This window comes from Proteus sp. Marseille-Q3619, assembly GCF_965283115.1.
The window spans coordinates 2,660,113-2,677,390 of the sequence record NZ_CBDIMP010000001.1; the positions used below are offsets into that span (position 1 = coordinate 2,660,113).

Sequence of the window (17,278 nt, forward strand, 5' to 3'; positions counted from 1 at the left end):
TTATTCTATCATCATTAGATTAACTATTAAGAGTAAGTAAAAACGAGATGAACATTAAAACAGGTGATGAGTTTTTAGTTTATATGGCGCTGGGTGAAGAGAGTTATATGAAAGAGTATTACCGTGTGATTGAAATTGATCCAACGCTTTCCCAAGTAACAGGTAAATTACTAAGAAGAACGACAGCGGATGATAAAAATATTGGTTTAGGTCGTTGCGAGTTAGAAGGCGGTATTGAGCAATTTGCGTTAGAAGATATCTATCCTGTTAAAGAGTGATCCGTTATTGAGATCACTCTCTTTACTTAATTTGTCGCTTAGGCAGCGGGCGCATTTTCAGGTAATGCAGATTTTGGTAAGCCAAACACTTTGTCAAATACCCAGTTATAAACGAAGGTATAACAAGGGATGATGATGATCAGTGCAAAGTCCATCACTAACGCTTGCCATAACGAAACATTAAGCCACCATGCTATTAACGGAATTAAATAGAGCACCAGTGTTAGCTGAAATCCAATCGCATGTACTAGGCGACGTCTAAATGTTCGAATTCTTGAAACCTGCCGACTCTCCCAAAATTCAAATAGACAGTTATAAATAAAATTCCAACTCACCGCGATTGTTGTGATCACAAGCGCTAATGGGCCAGTTACTGCTGTTGAGCTATCAGCCAAAAGTGCAAGCCCGACTGATGAAATAACCCAGCCAAAAATTTCATAAGCTGTCACGTAGACAATTTTTCGTTTGATACCTTGCATTGTGCTCTCTTTTTCTGTGGATCTGTGTCGTTAAGCATCGTAAGATAAATCAGTAAGAATGATAGAAAAAGTTAGCTAGTATCAATTTAACTGAAACATCAGGAGTGAACATGCAGTTCTCAAGTGAACATATTGCGATATTTTTAGCCGTGATGGATAAGGGATCTTTCTCTGCGGCTGCACGTTCATTAAAACGCGTTCCATCAGCAGTCAGTATGGCAATTGCGAATATGGAGGCAGAATTAGGTTATGCACTTTTTGAGCGTTCATCACGAGAGCCACAGCCCACAGAAAAAGCCAAAGCACTTGAACCCCATGCCCGAATGATTGCAGAGCAATTAAAATTATTACAAGTGCATGCACAAGAGCTTTCGATGGATCTCGAAAGTGTCTTAAATATTGGTGTTGCGGCTGATATTAATCCTGATTATTTATTATCTGCGTTATCTGAATTAACGCAACGTTATCCGTTACTTAATGTGAATGTGATAACAGCTGCACAAGATGACATTATTGAAATGCTACATGCGCGTAAAATACAGCTCTGCTTAGTTTATGGTGGAATGTATGTTAATGGTGATGAGCAATTTCAATATTTAGGTTCTGAATCACTTGTTGCAACAATATCAGCCAGTCATATAGCTCTTGCTCACCCCGCAGGTGTATTTATTGAAGATTTAGTAAATGTTCGCCAAATCATTATTGCTAGTCATACTCAGGAATTACGTGATGTACGCTCTTTAGTGGCAACGAATTATTGGCAAACTGATAGTTTTCAAATGGCTCTGGGTATGGTCGAAGCGGGAATGGGCTGGGGTAATTTACCGTATTCACTGATTTATACTCAATTACAAAAAGGCAAGCTCAAGCAGCTTCAGTTTAAAAATACCAAAAATGAATTGCGATTACCTATTCATGCTATGTGGCTAAAGGGGGAGTCGTTACAAAAAGGGGCAAAAGAGTTAGTTGAGCTGATGAATACTCACCAGCCCATCGTACCTAATTTTGATTAATCTACACGTTGTTGATGAACCCAAACGGCAACTTCAACACGAGATTTTAGCTTCATTTTTTTCAGTAGATGTTTGACGTGTACTTTGACCGTACTTTCAGTGATATCAAGCTTACGTGCGATCATTTTATTTGATAGCCCTTGCGCGATCAGCTTTAAAATATCGCGTTCACGCGGGGTGAGTTGTTCAATATCACGCTCACCTTCAGAACGATCTTCACGTAATGACTCGGCCAAAATAGGGGTTAACGTAGGGCTGACGACCATTTTCCCTGCGGCAGCTTGTTTAAGAGCCGCAAGCAATTCTTCTGGCTCCATATCTTTTAAAAGATAACCATCAGCACCACGTTTTAACGCGGTGACCAAGTCATCACTGTAGTTTGATACACTAAACACGACGATCCGACCTGATAACGACTTTAATCGCAGTTGATCAAGTGTTTCAAAACCATTCATTCCTGGCATATTCAGATCGAGTAAGATTAAGTCAGGATCTAACTCTTCAGCTAGTTTCACACCTTGAATACCATCTCCCGCTTCCCCAACGACAGTTAGTGTTGTATCAAGACTTAAAAGTTGTTTTACACCATTGCGTAGCATCGGGTGATCATCAATGAGTAAAATTGTCGCTTTTTCTGTGGAGGATCCCATATTATTCATTACGACTTGCTCCAATTTAGACAGGGTCTTTATGAGTAGTTATTAATGGAAATTTAACAAACACTTGAGTACCGCCCTGTTCGCGTACTTTTATAGTATAAGAACCATTTAGGCTATTTGCGCGTTCACGCATAATAATAAGACCATAATGATTTAATTTTTCAGGGTTAGGGCTAATTCCTTCACCATTATCATTAATTTTTAGCTCAACCATGCCATTATCAAGTGATAACGAGACTTCCGCCCAGTTGGCATTGGCATGTTGTAAAATATTATTTAACGCTTCACGCACAATTTGAACCACATGAATGCCTTGGTGCGAATTTACGCATTTTGCAGGTAATTGATAGTCAAAATTAATAGCAAAACCAAGGCGTTGATTAAATTCAGTTAATGTACTTTCTAACGCAGCAAGTAATCCTGGTTCAGTCAGTTTTAAGCGAAACGTGGTTAACAGTTCTCTTAATTGGCGATAAGCCACATTAAGCTCTTCACGCATCTCTTTGAGTAGTTTTTGGCAATTATCAGGTAAGGTTTCTGACTGCATTTGCAAATAGCTGACTTGCATTTTTAAACAGGAAAGTGATTGGGCAATAGAGTCATGTAATTCGCTAGCAATTGCCGAACGCTCATCCATTAATAGAAGCTGTTGCTGTTGCTCGTTTTGTTGTTCCATTGCCAGCATGGCTGAAATTTGTTTTGTCAGTAATAGCATTAAATTATTTTGTTCATCCGTTAAAATCGTATTTTCAGGTAACTGCATAACAAACAAGCCATAACGATGGATTTGATCGGCTAATTCCCAATGTAATAACTCACTATTTAGCAAAGTTGCTATTGGCGTATTATCTTCACAACGTTCACATTGCTGATCAGGGCAATGATGTGGGCGTGATTGAGGCGCTAAACTAATTTCATTAAACAATGTGTGATGATTATCTTCATATAAGCGTATCTGCAAATACGCATTAGGAATAATTTGTTGAAGCTCAAATAATATCTGTCTTAATCGAGCACACAGCGGTGCGGGGGAGTGTAACTGCTGGCTTGAATGATAGAGGTAAGAGAGCACTTTATTTTTCTGTTGTAAGTCGTGCGTTTTTTCGACCACTCTTTTTTCTAATTCACTATATAGCGTAGAAAGCTCTTCTGACATGGTATTGAGTGCGATACCCAATGTGGCAATTTCATCATGGTGCGCGCGTTGATGAAAACGTGCTGAAAAATCACCATGACCAATCGAATTAGCCATCGCCATTAATTGTTGCCAAGGATGTAATAAACGACGGCGAAAATGCCAAACAGAGCCAAACAGTAATAACAGAGTGAGCGCAGTAAAAATAAGCTGGGTATAAGCCACCATCCTTATTTTTTGCTCTGTTAGCTGGTCTATACTTAACACTAATTTATCGAGTTGAGAAACAAAAAAGACAACTTCTTCTTTTGCATCATCACGTTGTTTTGCATAGAGCAATGTTGGTTTTAAGGTATCTTTCCAGTAAGTATTTAATTGAGCATATTGTGATTGTAGCGATTCATTGCTTAAGACTTGAAGTAATTCACCACTGTCTAAGTCGGTTTCTAATTCGTGAAGATAATAACGATGTTGTTCATCTAGGGGTAAAGCAGATAACAAGCGATAGCTCTGCATACGCAAAGAGCCTGATTTATTAATCGCATGGGCATTACCTTGCACACTTAAAATAATGTGGTTAGAAACCGCCATACCCACAACACCCAATAGGGTGAAAAGTAACATTAATATTGCGATTTGATTAATAATTGAAAAACGGTAATGCCATTGGATTTTATGAGTACTCATCGTTATTTTTCCAAATTTATTCAGGCACTATCTTGCCTTAAAAAGGCATCAAATGTCATATACTACTAAAGTATTACCCCTAAATATCTTATGGAGGTAATTTCACTTGTAGATTATAGCGGTTTTAATTTAACTTATTAATTTAAAATGAAAAATCAAGGATAACCCTATTAATACTTAGGTGTAAAGAACGATTTTAGCTTAAAAATCAAACAAATCTTTGCTTGATGCAGATCATGACTAATTAACAATTCTAATCGTAAAAAGGTGCCAATCTAACCGTTAATCGAGGTTGTTATGGCACTCACTCAACACCCAGAAAAAATGAGAAAAGGGGTGATCGAAGATTGGCATCCTGAAGATAAAGCTTTTTGGGAAAAAACTGGTCAAAAGATCGCTTCACGCAATTTATGGATTTCTGTTCCTTGTTTACTCTTATCATTCTGCGTATGGATGCTTTTTAGTGCAGTTGCAGTAAATTTGAACAAAGTCGGTTTTAACTTTACCACAGATCAGTTATTTATGCTGACTGCGCTGCCTTCTGTTTCTGGCGCTATTTTGCGTGTTCCTTATTCATTTGTTATTCCTATCTTTGGTGGTCGTCGTTGGACGGCAATCAGTACCGTATTTCTAATCATTCCTTGTATTTGGCTTGGTTTTGCAGTGCAAGACACTACAACGTCTTACTCAACCTTTATTGTGATTTCACTATTATGTGGTTTCGCAGGTGCAAACTTTGCATCAAGTATGGCAAACATCAGCTTTTTCTTCCCTAAAGCACGTCAAGGCGGTGCATTAGGATTAAATGGTGGATTAGGTAATCTTGGCGTAAGCGTTATGCAATTAATTGCCCCATTAGTGATTGGTGTGGGTGTTTTTGCAATGTTTAGTGGCCCCGGTGTTGTTCAACCTGATGGTTCGCACTTATGGCTAGAAAATGCGGCGTGGGTTTGGGTGCCTTTCTTATTGTTTTTTACCTTTGCTGCTTGGTTTGGTATGAATGATCTTGCCGCTAATAAAGCCTCTTTAAGTCAGCAATTACCCGTTTTAAAACGGGGTCACCTCTGGTTATTAAGTATTTTATACCTGTGCTCTTTTGGTTCATTTATTGGTTTCTCTGCGGGTTTTGCCATGTTATCAAAAACCCAATTCCCAGATATTGTCATTCTGCATTATGCCTTTTTTGGACCTTTATTAGGGGCTTTAGCACGTCCTGTCGGTGGTGCGCTTTCTGATAAATTTGGTGGCATTCGAGTTACGCTGATTAACTTTATCATCATGGCAATATTCTCGGCATTACTCTTTTTAACGTTACCTGAAAACGGTGCTGGTGGTTCGTTTATCGCGTTCTACGGTGTCTTTATGGTGCTGTTTTTAACCGCTGGTTTAGGCAGTGGTTCTACATTCCAAATGATTGCAGTGGTGTTTAGAAAAATCACTGTTGATCGCATGAAAGCCCAAGGCGCCACAGATGAAGCAGCTCAAAAAGAGGCGGTAACAGAAAGTGCCGCAGCGCTTGGTTTTATCTCTGCCATTGGTGCAATTGGTGGATTCTTTATTCCTAAAGCCTTTGGTACATCATTGGCTATGACTGGCTCTCCTGCCGGTGCCATGAAAATCTTTGTTCTATTTTATATCGCCTGCGTCTTGATCACTTGGTTGGTCTATGGACGTAAACACAATAAACAATAATGACGAATTATACGCAATGTGAGAGCGCTCGCGCGCATTGGGAGAGTATCTGATGAGTAAGTTTCTCGATAGATTCCGCTATTTCAAACAACTTGGCGATACCTTTTCAAAGGATCATGGCCAAGAGCTAAATGTTAATCGTGACTGGGAAGATGGTTATCGCAGTCGTTGGCAACATGACAAAATTGTACGTTCTACTCATGGTGTAAACTGTACAGGTTCATGTAGTTGGAAAATTTACGTCAAAAATGGGTTAGTCACATGGGAAACCCAACAAACTGACTATCCGCGTACACGTCCTGATTTGCCTGATCATGAGCCTCGTGGCTGTCCTCGTGGTGCAAGCTATTCATGGTATTTATATAGCGCGAACCGCGTTAAATACCCAATGGTACGTAAACGCCTCATTAAATTATGGCGTGAAGCCAAAGCACAACATAGCGATCCCGTTGATGCATGGGCTTCTATTGTCAACTCGCCAGAAAAAACCAAAAGCTATAAGCAAGCGCGTGGTCGTGGTGGTTTTGTTCGCTCTTCATGGTCAGAAGTGAATGAAATCATTGCAGCTTCTAACGTGTTTACAGCAAAAGAGTTTGGTCCTGATCGTATTATCGGTTTCTCGCCAATTCCTGCGATGTCGATGGTGTCATATGCGGCGGGTGCGCGTTATTTATCGCTTATTGGTGGCGCGTGCTTAAGTTTCTATGATTGGTATTGTGACTTACCACCTGCTTCGCCAATGACTTGGGGTGAGCAAACAGACGTACCAGAATCAGCAGACTGGTATAACTCTTCTTATCTGATTGCGTGGGGTTCTAACGTACCTCAAACCCGTACTCCTGATGCGCACTTCTTTACCGAAGTTCGTTATAAAGGCACTAAAACAGTTGCCGTAACACCTGATTATGCTGAAATCGCTAAACTGTGTGACCAATGGTTAAACCCAAAACAAGGTACAGACAGCGCAATGGCAATGGCGATGGGACACGTTATTCTTAGCGAATTCCACGTTAAGCGCCAAACAGAATATTTCCGCAACTATGTGCGCACTTACACTGATATGCCAATGTTGGTGATGCTAGATAAACACGACTCAGGCAAATTAGTTGCAGGTCGTATGTTGCGTGCCTCTGATTTAGTGAACAATCTGGATCAAGAGAAAAACCCAGAGTGGAAAACCATTGCCATTGATGAGCAAACCCAACAATTGGTTGCTCCTCAAGGTTCTATGGGCTTTCGTTGGGAAGGGACAGCTAAATGGAATCTTGAGCCTAAAGACGGTAAAAGTGGCGAAAATGTCACATTACAATTAGGTCTTTTAGATAATCATGATGATATTGTTGATGTTGCATTCCCTTATTTTGGTGGCATTAAAAGCGAATATTTTGAAGGTGTTGCGCTTGATGATGTGCTTGTTCACAAGCTACCTGCTAAACGCATTACACTTGCTAATGGTGAAGAGAAATACATCACAACAGTCTATGACTTATTATTAGCCAACTACGGTGTTGATCGCGGTTTAAATGATGAAAACTGTGCATCAAACTACGATGAAATCAAAGCATATTCACCCGCATGGGCTGAAAAAGTAACAGGTGTAAGCCGTCAAGATATCGCTCGTATTGCGCGTGAATTTGCGGATAACGCAGAAAAAACACATGGTCGTTCAATGGTGATTGTCGGTGCGGGTATTAACCACTGGTATCACATGGATATGACTTATCGTGGCATTATCAACATGCTGATTTTCTGTGGTTGTGTCGGTCAAAGTGGTGGTGGTTGGGCACACTATGTTGGACAAGAAAAACTGCGTCCGCAAACTGGTTGGTTGCCATTAGCCTTTGGTCTTGACTGGCAACGTCCACCTCGTCATATGAACAGCACCTCGTTTTTCTATAACCACTCAAGTCAGTGGCGTTATGAAACAGTATCACCAACAGAGTTATTATCACCATTAGCGGATAAATCACGCTTTACTGGTAGTTTGGTAGATATGAACGTGCGTTCAGAGCGTATGGGGTGGTTACCTTCCGCACCTCAATTAAACTTAAACCCACTGTCTATTGCGAAAAAAGCACAAGAAGCGGGTGTGAGTGTGGCTGACTATACCGTTAATGCATTGAAGTCAGGTGAGATCCGCTTTGCATCAGAACAGCCTGATAACCCACAAAATTTCCCACGTAATTTATTTATCTGGCGCTCTAACTTGTTAGGTTCGGCGGGTAAAGGACATGAATATTTACTGAAATACTTGCTGGGTACTGAAATACTTGCTGGGTACTGAAAACGGCCTGCAAGGTAAAGATTTAGGTGAACAAGGCCAAGTCAAACCACAAGAAGTGGAGTGGCAAGATAAAGGCGGTGAAGGCAAAGTCGATTTAGTCGTGACGTTAGACTTCCGTATGTCGAGCACTTGCCTATTCTCAGATATCGTTTTACCAACTGCAACGTGGTATGAAAAAGATGATATGAATACGTCGGATATGCATCCGTTTATTCATCCATTAACAGCCGCAGTTGATCCTGCTTGGGAATCCAAAACAGACTGGGAAATCTATAAAGGTATCGCTAAAACCTTCTCTAAATTATGTGTGGGTCATTTAGGTGTTGAAACTGATTTAGTGACATTACCTATTCAGCATGACTCCGCCGCTGAAATGGCACAGCCTTTCGATGTGAAGGATTGGAAAAAAGGCGAATGTGACCTTATTCCGGGTAAAACCGCACCACATCTTATTCCTGTAGAGCGTGATTATCCTAATACCTATGCTCGTTTTACGTCATTAGGCCCTCTAATGGATAAATTGGGTAATGGTGGTAAAGGGATCAGTTGGAATACACAGGCAGAAGTCGATTTCCTGAAAAAACTCAACCGTATCCGTCATGATGGCGCAGCAAAAGGGCGTCCAGCGATTGAAACCGCGATTGATGCAGCCGAAGTTATCCTCTCTTTAGCCCCTGAAACTAACGGTCAGGTGGCGGTAAAAGCGTGGGATGCACTGAGTAAAGTGACAGGACGCGATCACACTCATTTAGCTAAAGTAAAAGAAGACGAAAAAATTCGTTTCCGCGATATCGTTGCTCAACCTCGTAAGATTATTTCAAGCCCTACATGGTCTGGTCTTGAAGATGAGCACGTCTCTTATAACGCCTGTTATACCAACGTTCACGAGATGATCCCTTGGCGTACTTTAAGTGGTCGTCAGCAATTGTATCAAGATCATGAGTGGATGCGTGCTTATGGTGAAAGTTTAGTGGTTTATCGTCCACCAATTGATACCAAAGCTATTGATGCAGTTAAAGGCAAAAAACCAAATGGTTTCCCTGAAAAAGCGCTGAACTTCCTGACGCCTCACCAGAAATGGGGTATTCACTCAACATATAGCGATAACTTACTGATGTTAACGCTTGGTCGTGGTGGCCCTGTGGTTTGGTTGAGTGAAGATGATGCTAAAGAGATGGGAATTAGTGATAACGATTGGGTTGAAGCATACAACAGTAATGGCGCGCTAACGGCGAGAGCGATTGTTAGCCAACGTATTCCTGATGGCATGATTTATATGTATCACGCACAAGAACGTCAAATAAATCTGCCAGGATCTGAAATAACAGGAATGCGTGGTGGTATTCACAACTCTGTGACACGTGTTTGCCCTAAACCAACCCATATGATTGGTGGATATGCTCAGTTGGCTTATAGCTTTAACTATTACGGCACTGTGGGTTCTAACCGTGATGAGTTTGTTGTGGTGCGTAAAATGAAACAGATTGATTGGCTTGATGGTGAAGGTGATGCTTATCAACAGACCCTGAATGGACAGGAGAAGGCATAATGAAAATTCGTTCACAAGTCGGTATGGTACTGAACCTCGACAAATGTATCGGTTGCCATACCTGTTCAGTAACCTGTAAAAATGTTTGGACGAGCCGTGAAGGTGTCGAATACGCATGGTTCAATAACGTTGAAACAAAACCGGGTACAGGGTATCCACAAAATTGGGAAGACCAAGAGAAGTGGAAAGGCGGTTGGATCAAAAATATCAAAGGTAAATTAGTACCAAGAATGGGCAACCGTGTTGATCTATTATCGAAAATTTTTGCCAACCCAGATGTCCCCGCATTAGATGATTACTATGAGCCATTTGATTATGACTATGAGCATTTAAAAAATGCACCAGAAGGCTCTTTACCGACAGCACGACCTCGTTCGCTGATCACAGGTCAGCGCATGACCAAAATCGAAAAAGGCCCAAACTGGGAAGACGATTTAGGTGGCGAGTTTAGTAAACGTGCTGCGGATAAAAACTTCGCCAATATGCAAAAAGAGATGTATGGGCAGTTTGAAAATACATTCATGATGTATTTACCACGTTTATGTGAACACTGCTTAAATCCTGCTTGTGTTGCAACATGCCCAAGTGGTGCGATTTATAAACGTGCTGAAGATGGCATTGTGCTTATCGACCAAGATAAATGCCGTGGATGGCGCATGTGTTTAACCGGATGCCCATACAAAAAAATCTACTTCAACTGGAAAAGTGGTAAGTCAGAAAAATGTATTTTCTGTTATCCACGTATTGAAGCCGGTCAGCCAACACTATGCTCAGAAACTTGTGTAGGACGTATTCGTTATCTGGGTGTGATGCTGTATGACGCAGATAAAATTTCACAAGCCGCCAGTGCGGATAATGAAAAAGATTTATACCAAAGCCAACTAGATATCTTCTTGGATCCATTTGATCCTGAAGTGATCAAAGCCGCTGAAGAGCAAGGTATTCCATTAAGTGTGATTGATGCAGCGCAGCGTTCACCTGTTTACAAAATGGCGGTGGATTGGAAGCTAGCATTACCACTGCACCCTGAATATCGCACCTTACCAATGGTTTGGTATGTGCCACCTTTGTCACCAATTCAGTCTGCTGCTGATGCGGGCGTGTTACCACATACAGGCGTTCTGCCTGATGTAGAAAGCTTACGTATTCCAGTTCAGTATTTAGCAAATTTACTGACAGCTGGGGATACTGCACCTGTGTTATTAGCATTAAAACGCATGTTAGCGATGCGTCATTATAAACGTGCTGAAACCGTAGAAGGCAAAACAGACTTAAGTGCATTAGAGCAAGTAGGTTTGACTGAAGCGCAAGCACAAGAGATGTATCGTTATCTGGCTATTGCAAATTATGAAGATCGCTTTGTTATTCCATCAAGCCATCGTGAACTTGCAAGAGAAGCGTTCCCAGAACGTAATGGTTGTGGCTTTAGCTTTGGTGACGGTTGTCATGGCAGTGATAGCAAATTTAATTTGTTTAATAGTCATCGTATTGATGCAATTGATATCACATCAAGAACACCTCAAGACGAACGTCGGTCAGAGGAGAAAATATAATGATCTCTCTGAAAGTCATTTCTCATCTCTTAGATTATCCCACACAGGAGTTGTGGGATAACCGAGGCGAGCTTATCGATGCATTACAGGAAGCTGATGAGCTTCCTGTGACTCAAGTTGCGAAATTAATGGCGTTTATTCATACCTTAACGCAGCAAGAGTTGTTAGATGCGCAAGCCAATTACAGTGAGCTTTTTGATAGAGGGCGGGCGCGATCGCTGTTGTTATTTGAACACGTTCATGGCGAGTCCCGCGATCGTGGTCAGGCAATGGTTGATCTGCTCAATCAATATCAACAAGCAGGGATCACATTAAGTAGTCGTGAACTCCCTGACTATTTGCCGACTTACCTTGAGTACTTAACGCTCCTGCCCACGACAGACTGTATTGAAGGGCTAAATAACATTGCGCCTATTTTGGCGCTGTTAGGTGAGCGTTTGAAACAACGAGGCAGTGATTATCACGCGCTCTTTGATGTGTTGCTTTGCCTCTCACAAAGTGGATTGGAAGCATCACAACTGACTGCTCAAGTAGAAAAAGAGCCTTTAGATGATACGCCTGCCGCATTAGATGCTGTGTGGGAAGAAGAACAAGTGACGTTTCTTGGCGAAGGTACGCAATGTGGTAGTGGCAAAATCAGCCAACATCAGCGCCGTTTTGCACAAGAGACTACAGTTCAATATCTCAACGTGGGGAATTCGTTGGATACGGGAGCACAAAAATGAATTACATCAATATGTTATTTTTTGATATCTATCCCTATATTGCGGGTGCCGTTTTTATTATCGGTAGCTGGCTACGTTACGACTATGGTCAATATACGTGGCGTGCTGGCTCTAGCCAGATGTTAGACAAGAAAAACATGCGATTGGCTTCTAACTTATTTCATGTTGGGATCCTCGGTATTTTTGCTGGTCATTTTCTGGGAATGCTAACACCACATTGGATGTATGAATCTTTCCTGCCTATTGAATATAAACAAATTATGGCAATGGTCGGTGGCGGTACTTGTGGTGTATTAATGCTGGTGGGGGGCGTGATGTTATTAAAACGCCGTTTAACCAATCCACGGGTTAGAGCTACATCTTCATTTGGTGACATCATGATCTTAACGCTTTTGGTTATTCAAGTAGCGCTAGGTTTACTGACTATTCCATTCTCAGCACAACATATGGATGGTAGCGAAATGATGAAGCTGGTGGCTTGGGCACAATCTATAGTGACTTTCCACGGCGGTGCTTCGGCTCATCTTGAAGGTGTCGCATTCGTGTTTAAATTGCACATTTTCTTAGGTATGACGATTTTCTTATTGTTCCCATTCTGTCGATTAGTTCATATTTGGAGCGTGCCAGTTGAGTACTTAACTCGTCGCTATCAAATTGTGCGTAATCGTCATTAATGAATACCCATCTCTTGATAGTAAATTAGAGACCTTTTAATTGCGCTTATCTCACCCCCGCCCGCGGGGGTTTTTTTTATCTTTTTTCTCCCTTAAAAATTGAACAAAAAATTTGAATGGTTAAAGCAATAATCTTTAGATTCATTTAAGAATAGTTGCACTTATAATTCTTTTTAACGAAATGAATTTATATAAGGCAATAAATAGTTAATTAAGTATCGTGATATTTAATTAAATTTAAATATTTATAATTGGTTGTTTATTATAAATAAACTCAAATTTAAATTAATCTGAATATTGTCATGTAAATTTGGTGCTATGATTTAATTGAGTCTTACCTCTATTATGCTATCGGAGATTATTATGAGCTTTAAATATCATCGTATTGATAAAAATAATGCCGCTGTTCTGTTGGTAGACCATCAAGCTGGATTACTCTCTTTAGTCAGAGATATCGAGCCTGATAAATTCAATAATAATGTATTAGCATTAGCCAATGCTGCTAAATACTTTAATTTACCTACCATTTTAACGACTTCTTTTGAAGATGGTCCTAATGGTCCTCTAATGCCTCAGCTCGTTGAAATGTTCCCAGATGCTCCTTATATCGCTCGCCCAGGTCAAATCAATGCATGGGATAATGAAGACTTCGTCAAAGCCGTTAAAGCAACGGGTAAAAAACAACTGATTATTGCGGGTGTTGTGACTGAAGTTTGTGTTGCATTCCCTGCATTATCAGCACTTGAGGAAGGTTTTGAAGTCTTTGTTGTCACTGATGCTTCAGGCACTTTCAATGCCATTTCTCGTGACTCTGCGTGGGATAGAATGTCAAAAGCAGGGGCGCAATTAATTAACTGGTTTGGTTTAGCTTGTGAATTACACCGTGACTGGCGTAATGATGTCGAAGGATTAGGCACACTGTTTGCTAATCATATTCCAGACTATCGTAATCTTATGACAAGCTATAATACTTTAACAAAAAAGTAAGCGGTTAATTTAAGTTTTACCTAAAAATAGGGCTTATATTATTTTTTGAAAAATATAATTTAATTGAGTTTTAAATTTATTAAATTATAGATATAAGCCCTTAATTAAAAATGGAATAGAAATGAAACGTCAAATATTAAAAGCTACCGCTATTGCTATGGCATTAAGTGTAGGTGTTGCACAGGCTGCTGAATATAAAGCAAGTACTGCTGAAGGCCCAATTAAAATAGTAAACCTAAAAGCAATGGAAGCTCAAGTTCAAGCAAATATGGAAAAAGGCGCCTTCGGTTATATTCGCGGTGGTGCTGAAGATGAAAATAACTTACGCTCTAATACAAGTGCATTTGATAAAAAATATATTATGCCTCGTTCATTACAAGGCATCGAATTTTCTGACTTAGATTTAAAAACAGAATTTTTGGGTATTAAATTAGATACGCCTATTATTCAGGCACCGATGGCAGCTCAAGGGCTTGCACATCAACAAGGCGAAGTTGCCACAGCAAAAGGTATGGCGAAAGCCGGCTCTATTTTTTCATTAAGCACTTATGGTAATAAAACCATTAAAGAAGTGGCGGATGCTCAACCCGGTTACCCATTCTTCTTTCAGTTATACATGAGTAAAAATGATGCCTTTAATGAGTATATTTTATCTCAAGCAAAACAGTATGGCGCTAAAGGTATCATTATGACTATCGACTCTTCAGTGGGTGGTTATCGTGAAGATGATGTGAAAAATAATTTCCAATTTCCATTAGGTTTTGCCAACTTAGAAGCGTTTGCAAAAATCAGTGATGATAAATCTAAAACAGGTAAAGGTGCGGGTATTAGTGAAATTTATGCTCAAGCTAAACAAGCATTTACACCCGCAGATATTCAGTATGTGAAAAAGATGTCTGGTTTACCTGTGATTGTAAAAGGTATCGAATCACCTGAAGATGCAGATACTGCAATTAAAGCGGGTGCAGATGCGATTTGGGTTTCTAATCACGGCGGTCGTCAATTAGATAGCGCACCAGCAACGATTGATGTGTTACCTGCAATTGCTAAAGTGGTAAATAAACGTGTCCCTATCGTGTTTGACAGTGGTGTGCGTCGTGGTTCACATGTCTTTAAAGCATTAGCCAGTGGTGCAGATGTTGTCGCTGTTGGTCGCCCAATTCTTTATGGATTAAATTTAGGTGGTGCTGAAGGTGTTAATTCAGTTATCCAACATTTAAATAAAGAATTAAAAATTAATATGATGTTAGGTGGCGCAAAAACAGTAAAAGATATTCAAGCCACTCCACTTTATACCGACGCAAGTTTTAATCAATAATTAGTTTATAAAGTTAAAAGTAATAAAACCCACGCTCAATATTGAACGTGGGTTTTTTCTATCAATTTATTTTTTCTATCAACTTAAAAGAATATTGTTAGTTTAAAAATTTATTCTTGGTTTGATGGTATATCACTAAAACAGAGGTTATTTTGATTATTAATACCACCATCTGACGATGAATAACCTAGACAACCTAACATTGAATCAAAAATATTGTGATGATAGAACGTGCGCTCTGCATCTTGATTGCGCTTTAAGTTATCAAATAGCTTTTTATTTTCAGGATCTGCTAAATAGCTATCTGACATCCAAACTAAGAATGGCACTTTAAATTGTTCTGGTGGGGCAATTTCTTTTGGTGTGCCGTGTAAGCCACCTTTTTCTGAAATAGATTCACCGTGATCGGAGGTATAAAACACAATGGCTTTTTTATCGCGCAATGTGTCGAGTATGCCATCAATAAAATAGTCGGTATAAAGAATAGAGTTATCATAAGCATTCACTAACTGCTCTTTAGTACACTCATCATCCACATTTAAACATTCAGGTTGGTATTTTTTGAATGATTCAGGGTAACGTTGTGAATACATAAAGTGAGAGCCTTTAGTGTGTAAAATCACTAAATGATTTCCCTTTGGATGTTGGGCAACCGTATTTGCCGTTTCAGTAATTAATAAGGTGTCATCAAGTTCTTTACCAAAATTGCTATTTTTGGCAGTCATCATCTCTTTCATTGCGTAGTTATTTAAATCAAGTTTATTGTAAAACCACAATTCACTTTGCATGGAGAACAACTCTGATGACATACCTAATTGGCTTAATACTGAAAAAATATTGTTCTCTTTTAATGTCCGCTGATCGTTACTTTCTGTTCCGTTTTCTCGTACGAACATACATTTTAAAGAGAGCTTGGTTGCGGTATCACAAGAAACACCTTTAAAGGCAACAAGATTTTTCTCTTGGCTTAATAGAGGGTTTGTTTGACGTTCATATCCGAACAATCCCATATGATCCCATCTTGCTGTTTCACCAATAATAAAAACAACATACACATCTTCATTTGCCTTTGAAGGCTCATAAGTGAAGTGATCGGCAGGATTAAAAATATTTTGGTTATTAAACGTATCGTCATACTGCGTTATTGCATATTGAAATAATGGGATAATCCAATTTGTAGGTAAATACGCATAACTTAAGCCACCACTATAGCTTGGCAGATCCAAGTTATTTTTTATTTCATAGGCTTTTTGTTTTGAATCAAGTGTTTTCAAATAGGCAAAAACAGCCAGTGCAATCACAAGCATTTTGACGGTATTTTTTATCCAGATTTTTTTCTTTTGTTGTGTAGTTAGATTTTTCTCTGGTTTTTTACCTAGCCAAATAAGAGCCAATGGCAAAATAGATAAGCCAATAATCCAAATAATCACATTTGGGCTAACCAGCTCTTTAGATAAATCCGTATCCGTGGTTAGTGTTGAAATGATAATGCCGTATCCAATGACGACATCATAAAAAGAAATATAGTAACTCGCACAAACACTCACGACGAGAATAAAAGAGGCGACTATTTTAAAGAATAGAGAGCCGAAAAAAGAGAGTAGTCGTAATAGAAAGAAGGTAAAGGCAATGTTAACGGCAATTTCACCTAGAATATATAATGCCTCAATGAGGGGGTTGTTTGTATTCTGTGTGCCGTATCGGCCAATGTAAACGGAAAGATTAAGAAAGAAACCAAGGTAGACAGCTAAAAAAAGGGCAATGTTCTCTTTAGAAAACCGTAAAAACTTTAATTTTTGCATGTTCAGTGATTATCAATTTATATGGTGTAGAGGTCTTTAAGACCGCGGAGTTGTTTTCAGGTTCAGTATTATGTTCTTTTTTTTATTGAAGTTTAAAAATTTTTTATTTGAATTGTATTAATATCAAAATTATTAATTTAAATAGTTCTAGTAGATAGGAATATTGATAGAGATATTAGAAGGTTGTCATCATTATATACGGCAAGATCCCGATAAAGGCAGATAAGAAAGCGTATTTATTATTTTGATTTCGCAGATGAAATAAATAAGTATTATTACGTTATAAGCGTTAATGTATAACGAATTTTGATAGAAATACAAATCGACATAAATATCGTCATTAGTGTCGAGCTCTTCCTACTACTTTAGTTGTCATTGTTTTCTTACTCATTCAACGAATTTTATTTCTCTTTATTTTTCATTGTGTTGTAGAAAAGTGAAAA

At 39.3% G+C, this 17,278-nt stretch carries 12 protein-coding genes and 1 pseudogene; 9 read left to right on the forward strand and 4 right to left on the reverse strand.

From position 1 onward, the window contains the following. Window positions 1-47: 47 nt before the first annotated feature. Window positions 48-278: a hypothetical protein gene (locus tag ACWPWK_RS12280; protein ID WP_100159878.1), complete on the forward strand. Its 231-nt coding sequence runs from the start codon at window positions 48-50 to the stop codon at window positions 276-278. 38 nt (window positions 279-316) lie between these two features. Here ACWPWK_RS12280 and ACWPWK_RS12285 read toward each other — a convergent pair whose 3' ends face one another. Further along, a complete protein-coding gene (locus ACWPWK_RS12285) occupies window positions 317-757 on the reverse strand; it encodes a PACE efflux transporter (RefSeq protein WP_109374292.1) in 441 nt (146 codons plus the stop codon). A gap of 110 nt (window positions 758-867) precedes the next feature. Between ACWPWK_RS12285 and ACWPWK_RS12290 the strand changes: the two genes are divergently transcribed. Next, window positions 868-1,770: a LysR family transcriptional regulator gene (locus tag ACWPWK_RS12290; protein ID WP_109374293.1), complete on the forward strand. Its 903-nt coding sequence runs from the start codon at window positions 868-870 to the stop codon at window positions 1,768-1,770. Here the strand turns inward: ACWPWK_RS12290 and narL are convergent. Continuing rightward, window positions 1,767-2,420 (reverse strand): two-component system response regulator NarL, encoded by a 654-nt coding sequence (narL, locus tag ACWPWK_RS12295; protein WP_109374313.1) that lies wholly within the window; start codon window positions 2,418-2,420, stop codon window positions 1,767-1,769. The genes ACWPWK_RS12290 and narL overlap by 4 nt on opposite strands. A gap of 25 nt (window positions 2,421-2,445) precedes the next feature. Continuing rightward, window positions 2,446-4,251 (reverse strand): nitrate/nitrite two-component system sensor histidine kinase NarX, encoded by a 1,806-nt coding sequence (gene narX / locus ACWPWK_RS12300; RefSeq protein WP_109374294.1) that lies wholly within the window; start codon window positions 4,249-4,251, stop codon window positions 2,446-2,448. A gap of 297 nt (window positions 4,252-4,548) precedes the next feature. On the opposite strand from narX, the gene ACWPWK_RS12305 reads away from it, so the two are divergent. The 7 genes and pseudogenes from ACWPWK_RS12305 to ACWPWK_RS12335 all read left to right on the forward strand — a co-directional run bounded on the left by ACWPWK_RS12305 (window position 4,549) and on the right by ACWPWK_RS12335 (window position 15,033). Then, window positions 4,549-5,943 carry a NarK family nitrate/nitrite MFS transporter gene (locus tag ACWPWK_RS12305; protein WP_109374295.1) on the forward strand — a complete coding sequence of 465 codons (1,395 nt, stop codon included), beginning with the start codon at window positions 4,549-4,551 and terminating at the stop codon, window positions 5,941-5,943. A 52-nt stretch (window positions 5,944-5,995) separates the two neighbouring features. Next, window positions 5,996-9,776 (forward strand): annotated as a pseudogene (locus tag ACWPWK_RS12310) (nitrate reductase subunit alpha). Continuing rightward, window positions 9,776-11,329, forward strand: a complete 1,554-nt coding sequence (narH, locus tag ACWPWK_RS12315) for a nitrate reductase subunit beta (RefSeq protein WP_109374297.1) — start codon at window positions 9,776-9,778, stop codon at window positions 11,327-11,329. The pseudogene ACWPWK_RS12310 and the gene narH overlap by 1 nt, the downstream one beginning before the upstream one ends. Continuing rightward, window positions 11,329-12,054: a nitrate reductase molybdenum cofactor assembly chaperone gene (gene narJ / locus ACWPWK_RS12320; RefSeq protein WP_167392502.1), complete on the forward strand. Its 726-nt coding sequence runs from the start codon at window positions 11,329-11,331 to the stop codon at window positions 12,052-12,054. The genes narH and narJ overlap by 1 nt, the downstream gene beginning before the upstream one ends. Beyond that, window positions 12,051-12,728: a respiratory nitrate reductase subunit gamma gene (narI, locus tag ACWPWK_RS12325; protein WP_109374299.1), complete on the forward strand. Its 678-nt coding sequence runs from the start codon at window positions 12,051-12,053 to the stop codon at window positions 12,726-12,728. The genes narJ and narI overlap by 4 nt, the downstream gene beginning before the upstream one ends. 363 nt (window positions 12,729-13,091) lie before the next feature. Then, window positions 13,092-13,715 (forward strand): isochorismate family cysteine hydrolase YcaC, encoded by a 624-nt coding sequence (gene ycaC, locus ACWPWK_RS12330; RefSeq protein ID WP_023583682.1) that lies wholly within the window; start codon window positions 13,092-13,094, stop codon window positions 13,713-13,715. A 121-nt stretch (window positions 13,716-13,836) separates the two neighbouring features. Then, a complete protein-coding gene (locus ACWPWK_RS12335; protein WP_109374300.1) occupies window positions 13,837-15,033 on the forward strand; it encodes a lactate oxidase in 1,197 nt (398 codons plus the stop codon). A 110-nt stretch (window positions 15,034-15,143) separates the two neighbouring features. On the opposite strand, the gene eptB is transcribed toward ACWPWK_RS12335, so the two are convergent. Then, window positions 15,144-16,835, reverse strand: coding sequence for a kdo(2)-lipid A phosphoethanolamine 7''-transferase (eptB, locus tag ACWPWK_RS12340; RefSeq protein ID WP_109374301.1), 1,692 nt, complete (start codon window positions 16,833-16,835; stop codon window positions 15,144-15,146). Between the last annotated feature and the right edge of the window lie 443 nt (window positions 16,836-17,278).

Excerpts from the sequence above, each read along its gene's own strand:
- eptB (WP_109374301.1), bottom strand. The coding sequence starts at position 16,835 with ATGCAAAAATTAAAGTTTTTACGGTTTTCTAAAGAGAACATTGCCCTT.
- ACWPWK_RS12305 (WP_109374295.1), top strand. The coding sequence starts at position 4,549 with ATGGCACTCACTCAACACCCAGAAAAAATGAGAAAAGGGGTGATCGAA.
- narH (WP_109374297.1), top strand. The coding sequence starts at position 9,776 with ATGAAAATTCGTTCACAAGTCGGTATGGTACTGAACCTCGACAAATGT.
- ACWPWK_RS12335 (WP_109374300.1), top strand. The coding sequence starts at position 13,837 with ATGAAACGTCAAATATTAAAAGCTACCGCTATTGCTATGGCATTAAGT.
- narI (WP_109374299.1), top strand. The coding sequence starts at position 12,051 with ATGAATTACATCAATATGTTATTTTTTGATATCTATCCCTATATTGCG.
- narX (WP_109374294.1), bottom strand. The coding sequence starts at position 4,251 with ATGAGTACTCATAAAATCCAATGGCATTACCGTTTTTCAATTATTAAT.
- ACWPWK_RS12290 (WP_109374293.1), top strand. The coding sequence starts at position 868 with ATGCAGTTCTCAAGTGAACATATTGCGATATTTTTAGCCGTGATGGAT.
- narL (WP_109374313.1), bottom strand. The coding sequence starts at position 2,420 with ATGGGATCCTCCACAGAAAAAGCGACAATTTTACTCATTGATGATCAC.
- ACWPWK_RS12285 (WP_109374292.1), bottom strand. The coding sequence starts at position 757 with ATGCAAGGTATCAAACGAAAAATTGTCTACGTGACAGCTTATGAAATT.
- narJ (WP_167392502.1), top strand. The coding sequence starts at position 11,329 with ATGATCTCTCTGAAAGTCATTTCTCATCTCTTAGATTATCCCACACAG.
- ACWPWK_RS12280 (WP_100159878.1), top strand. The coding sequence starts at position 48 with ATGAACATTAAAACAGGTGATGAGTTTTTAGTTTATATGGCGCTGGGT.
- ycaC (WP_023583682.1), top strand. The coding sequence starts at position 13,092 with ATGAGCTTTAAATATCATCGTATTGATAAAAATAATGCCGCTGTTCTG.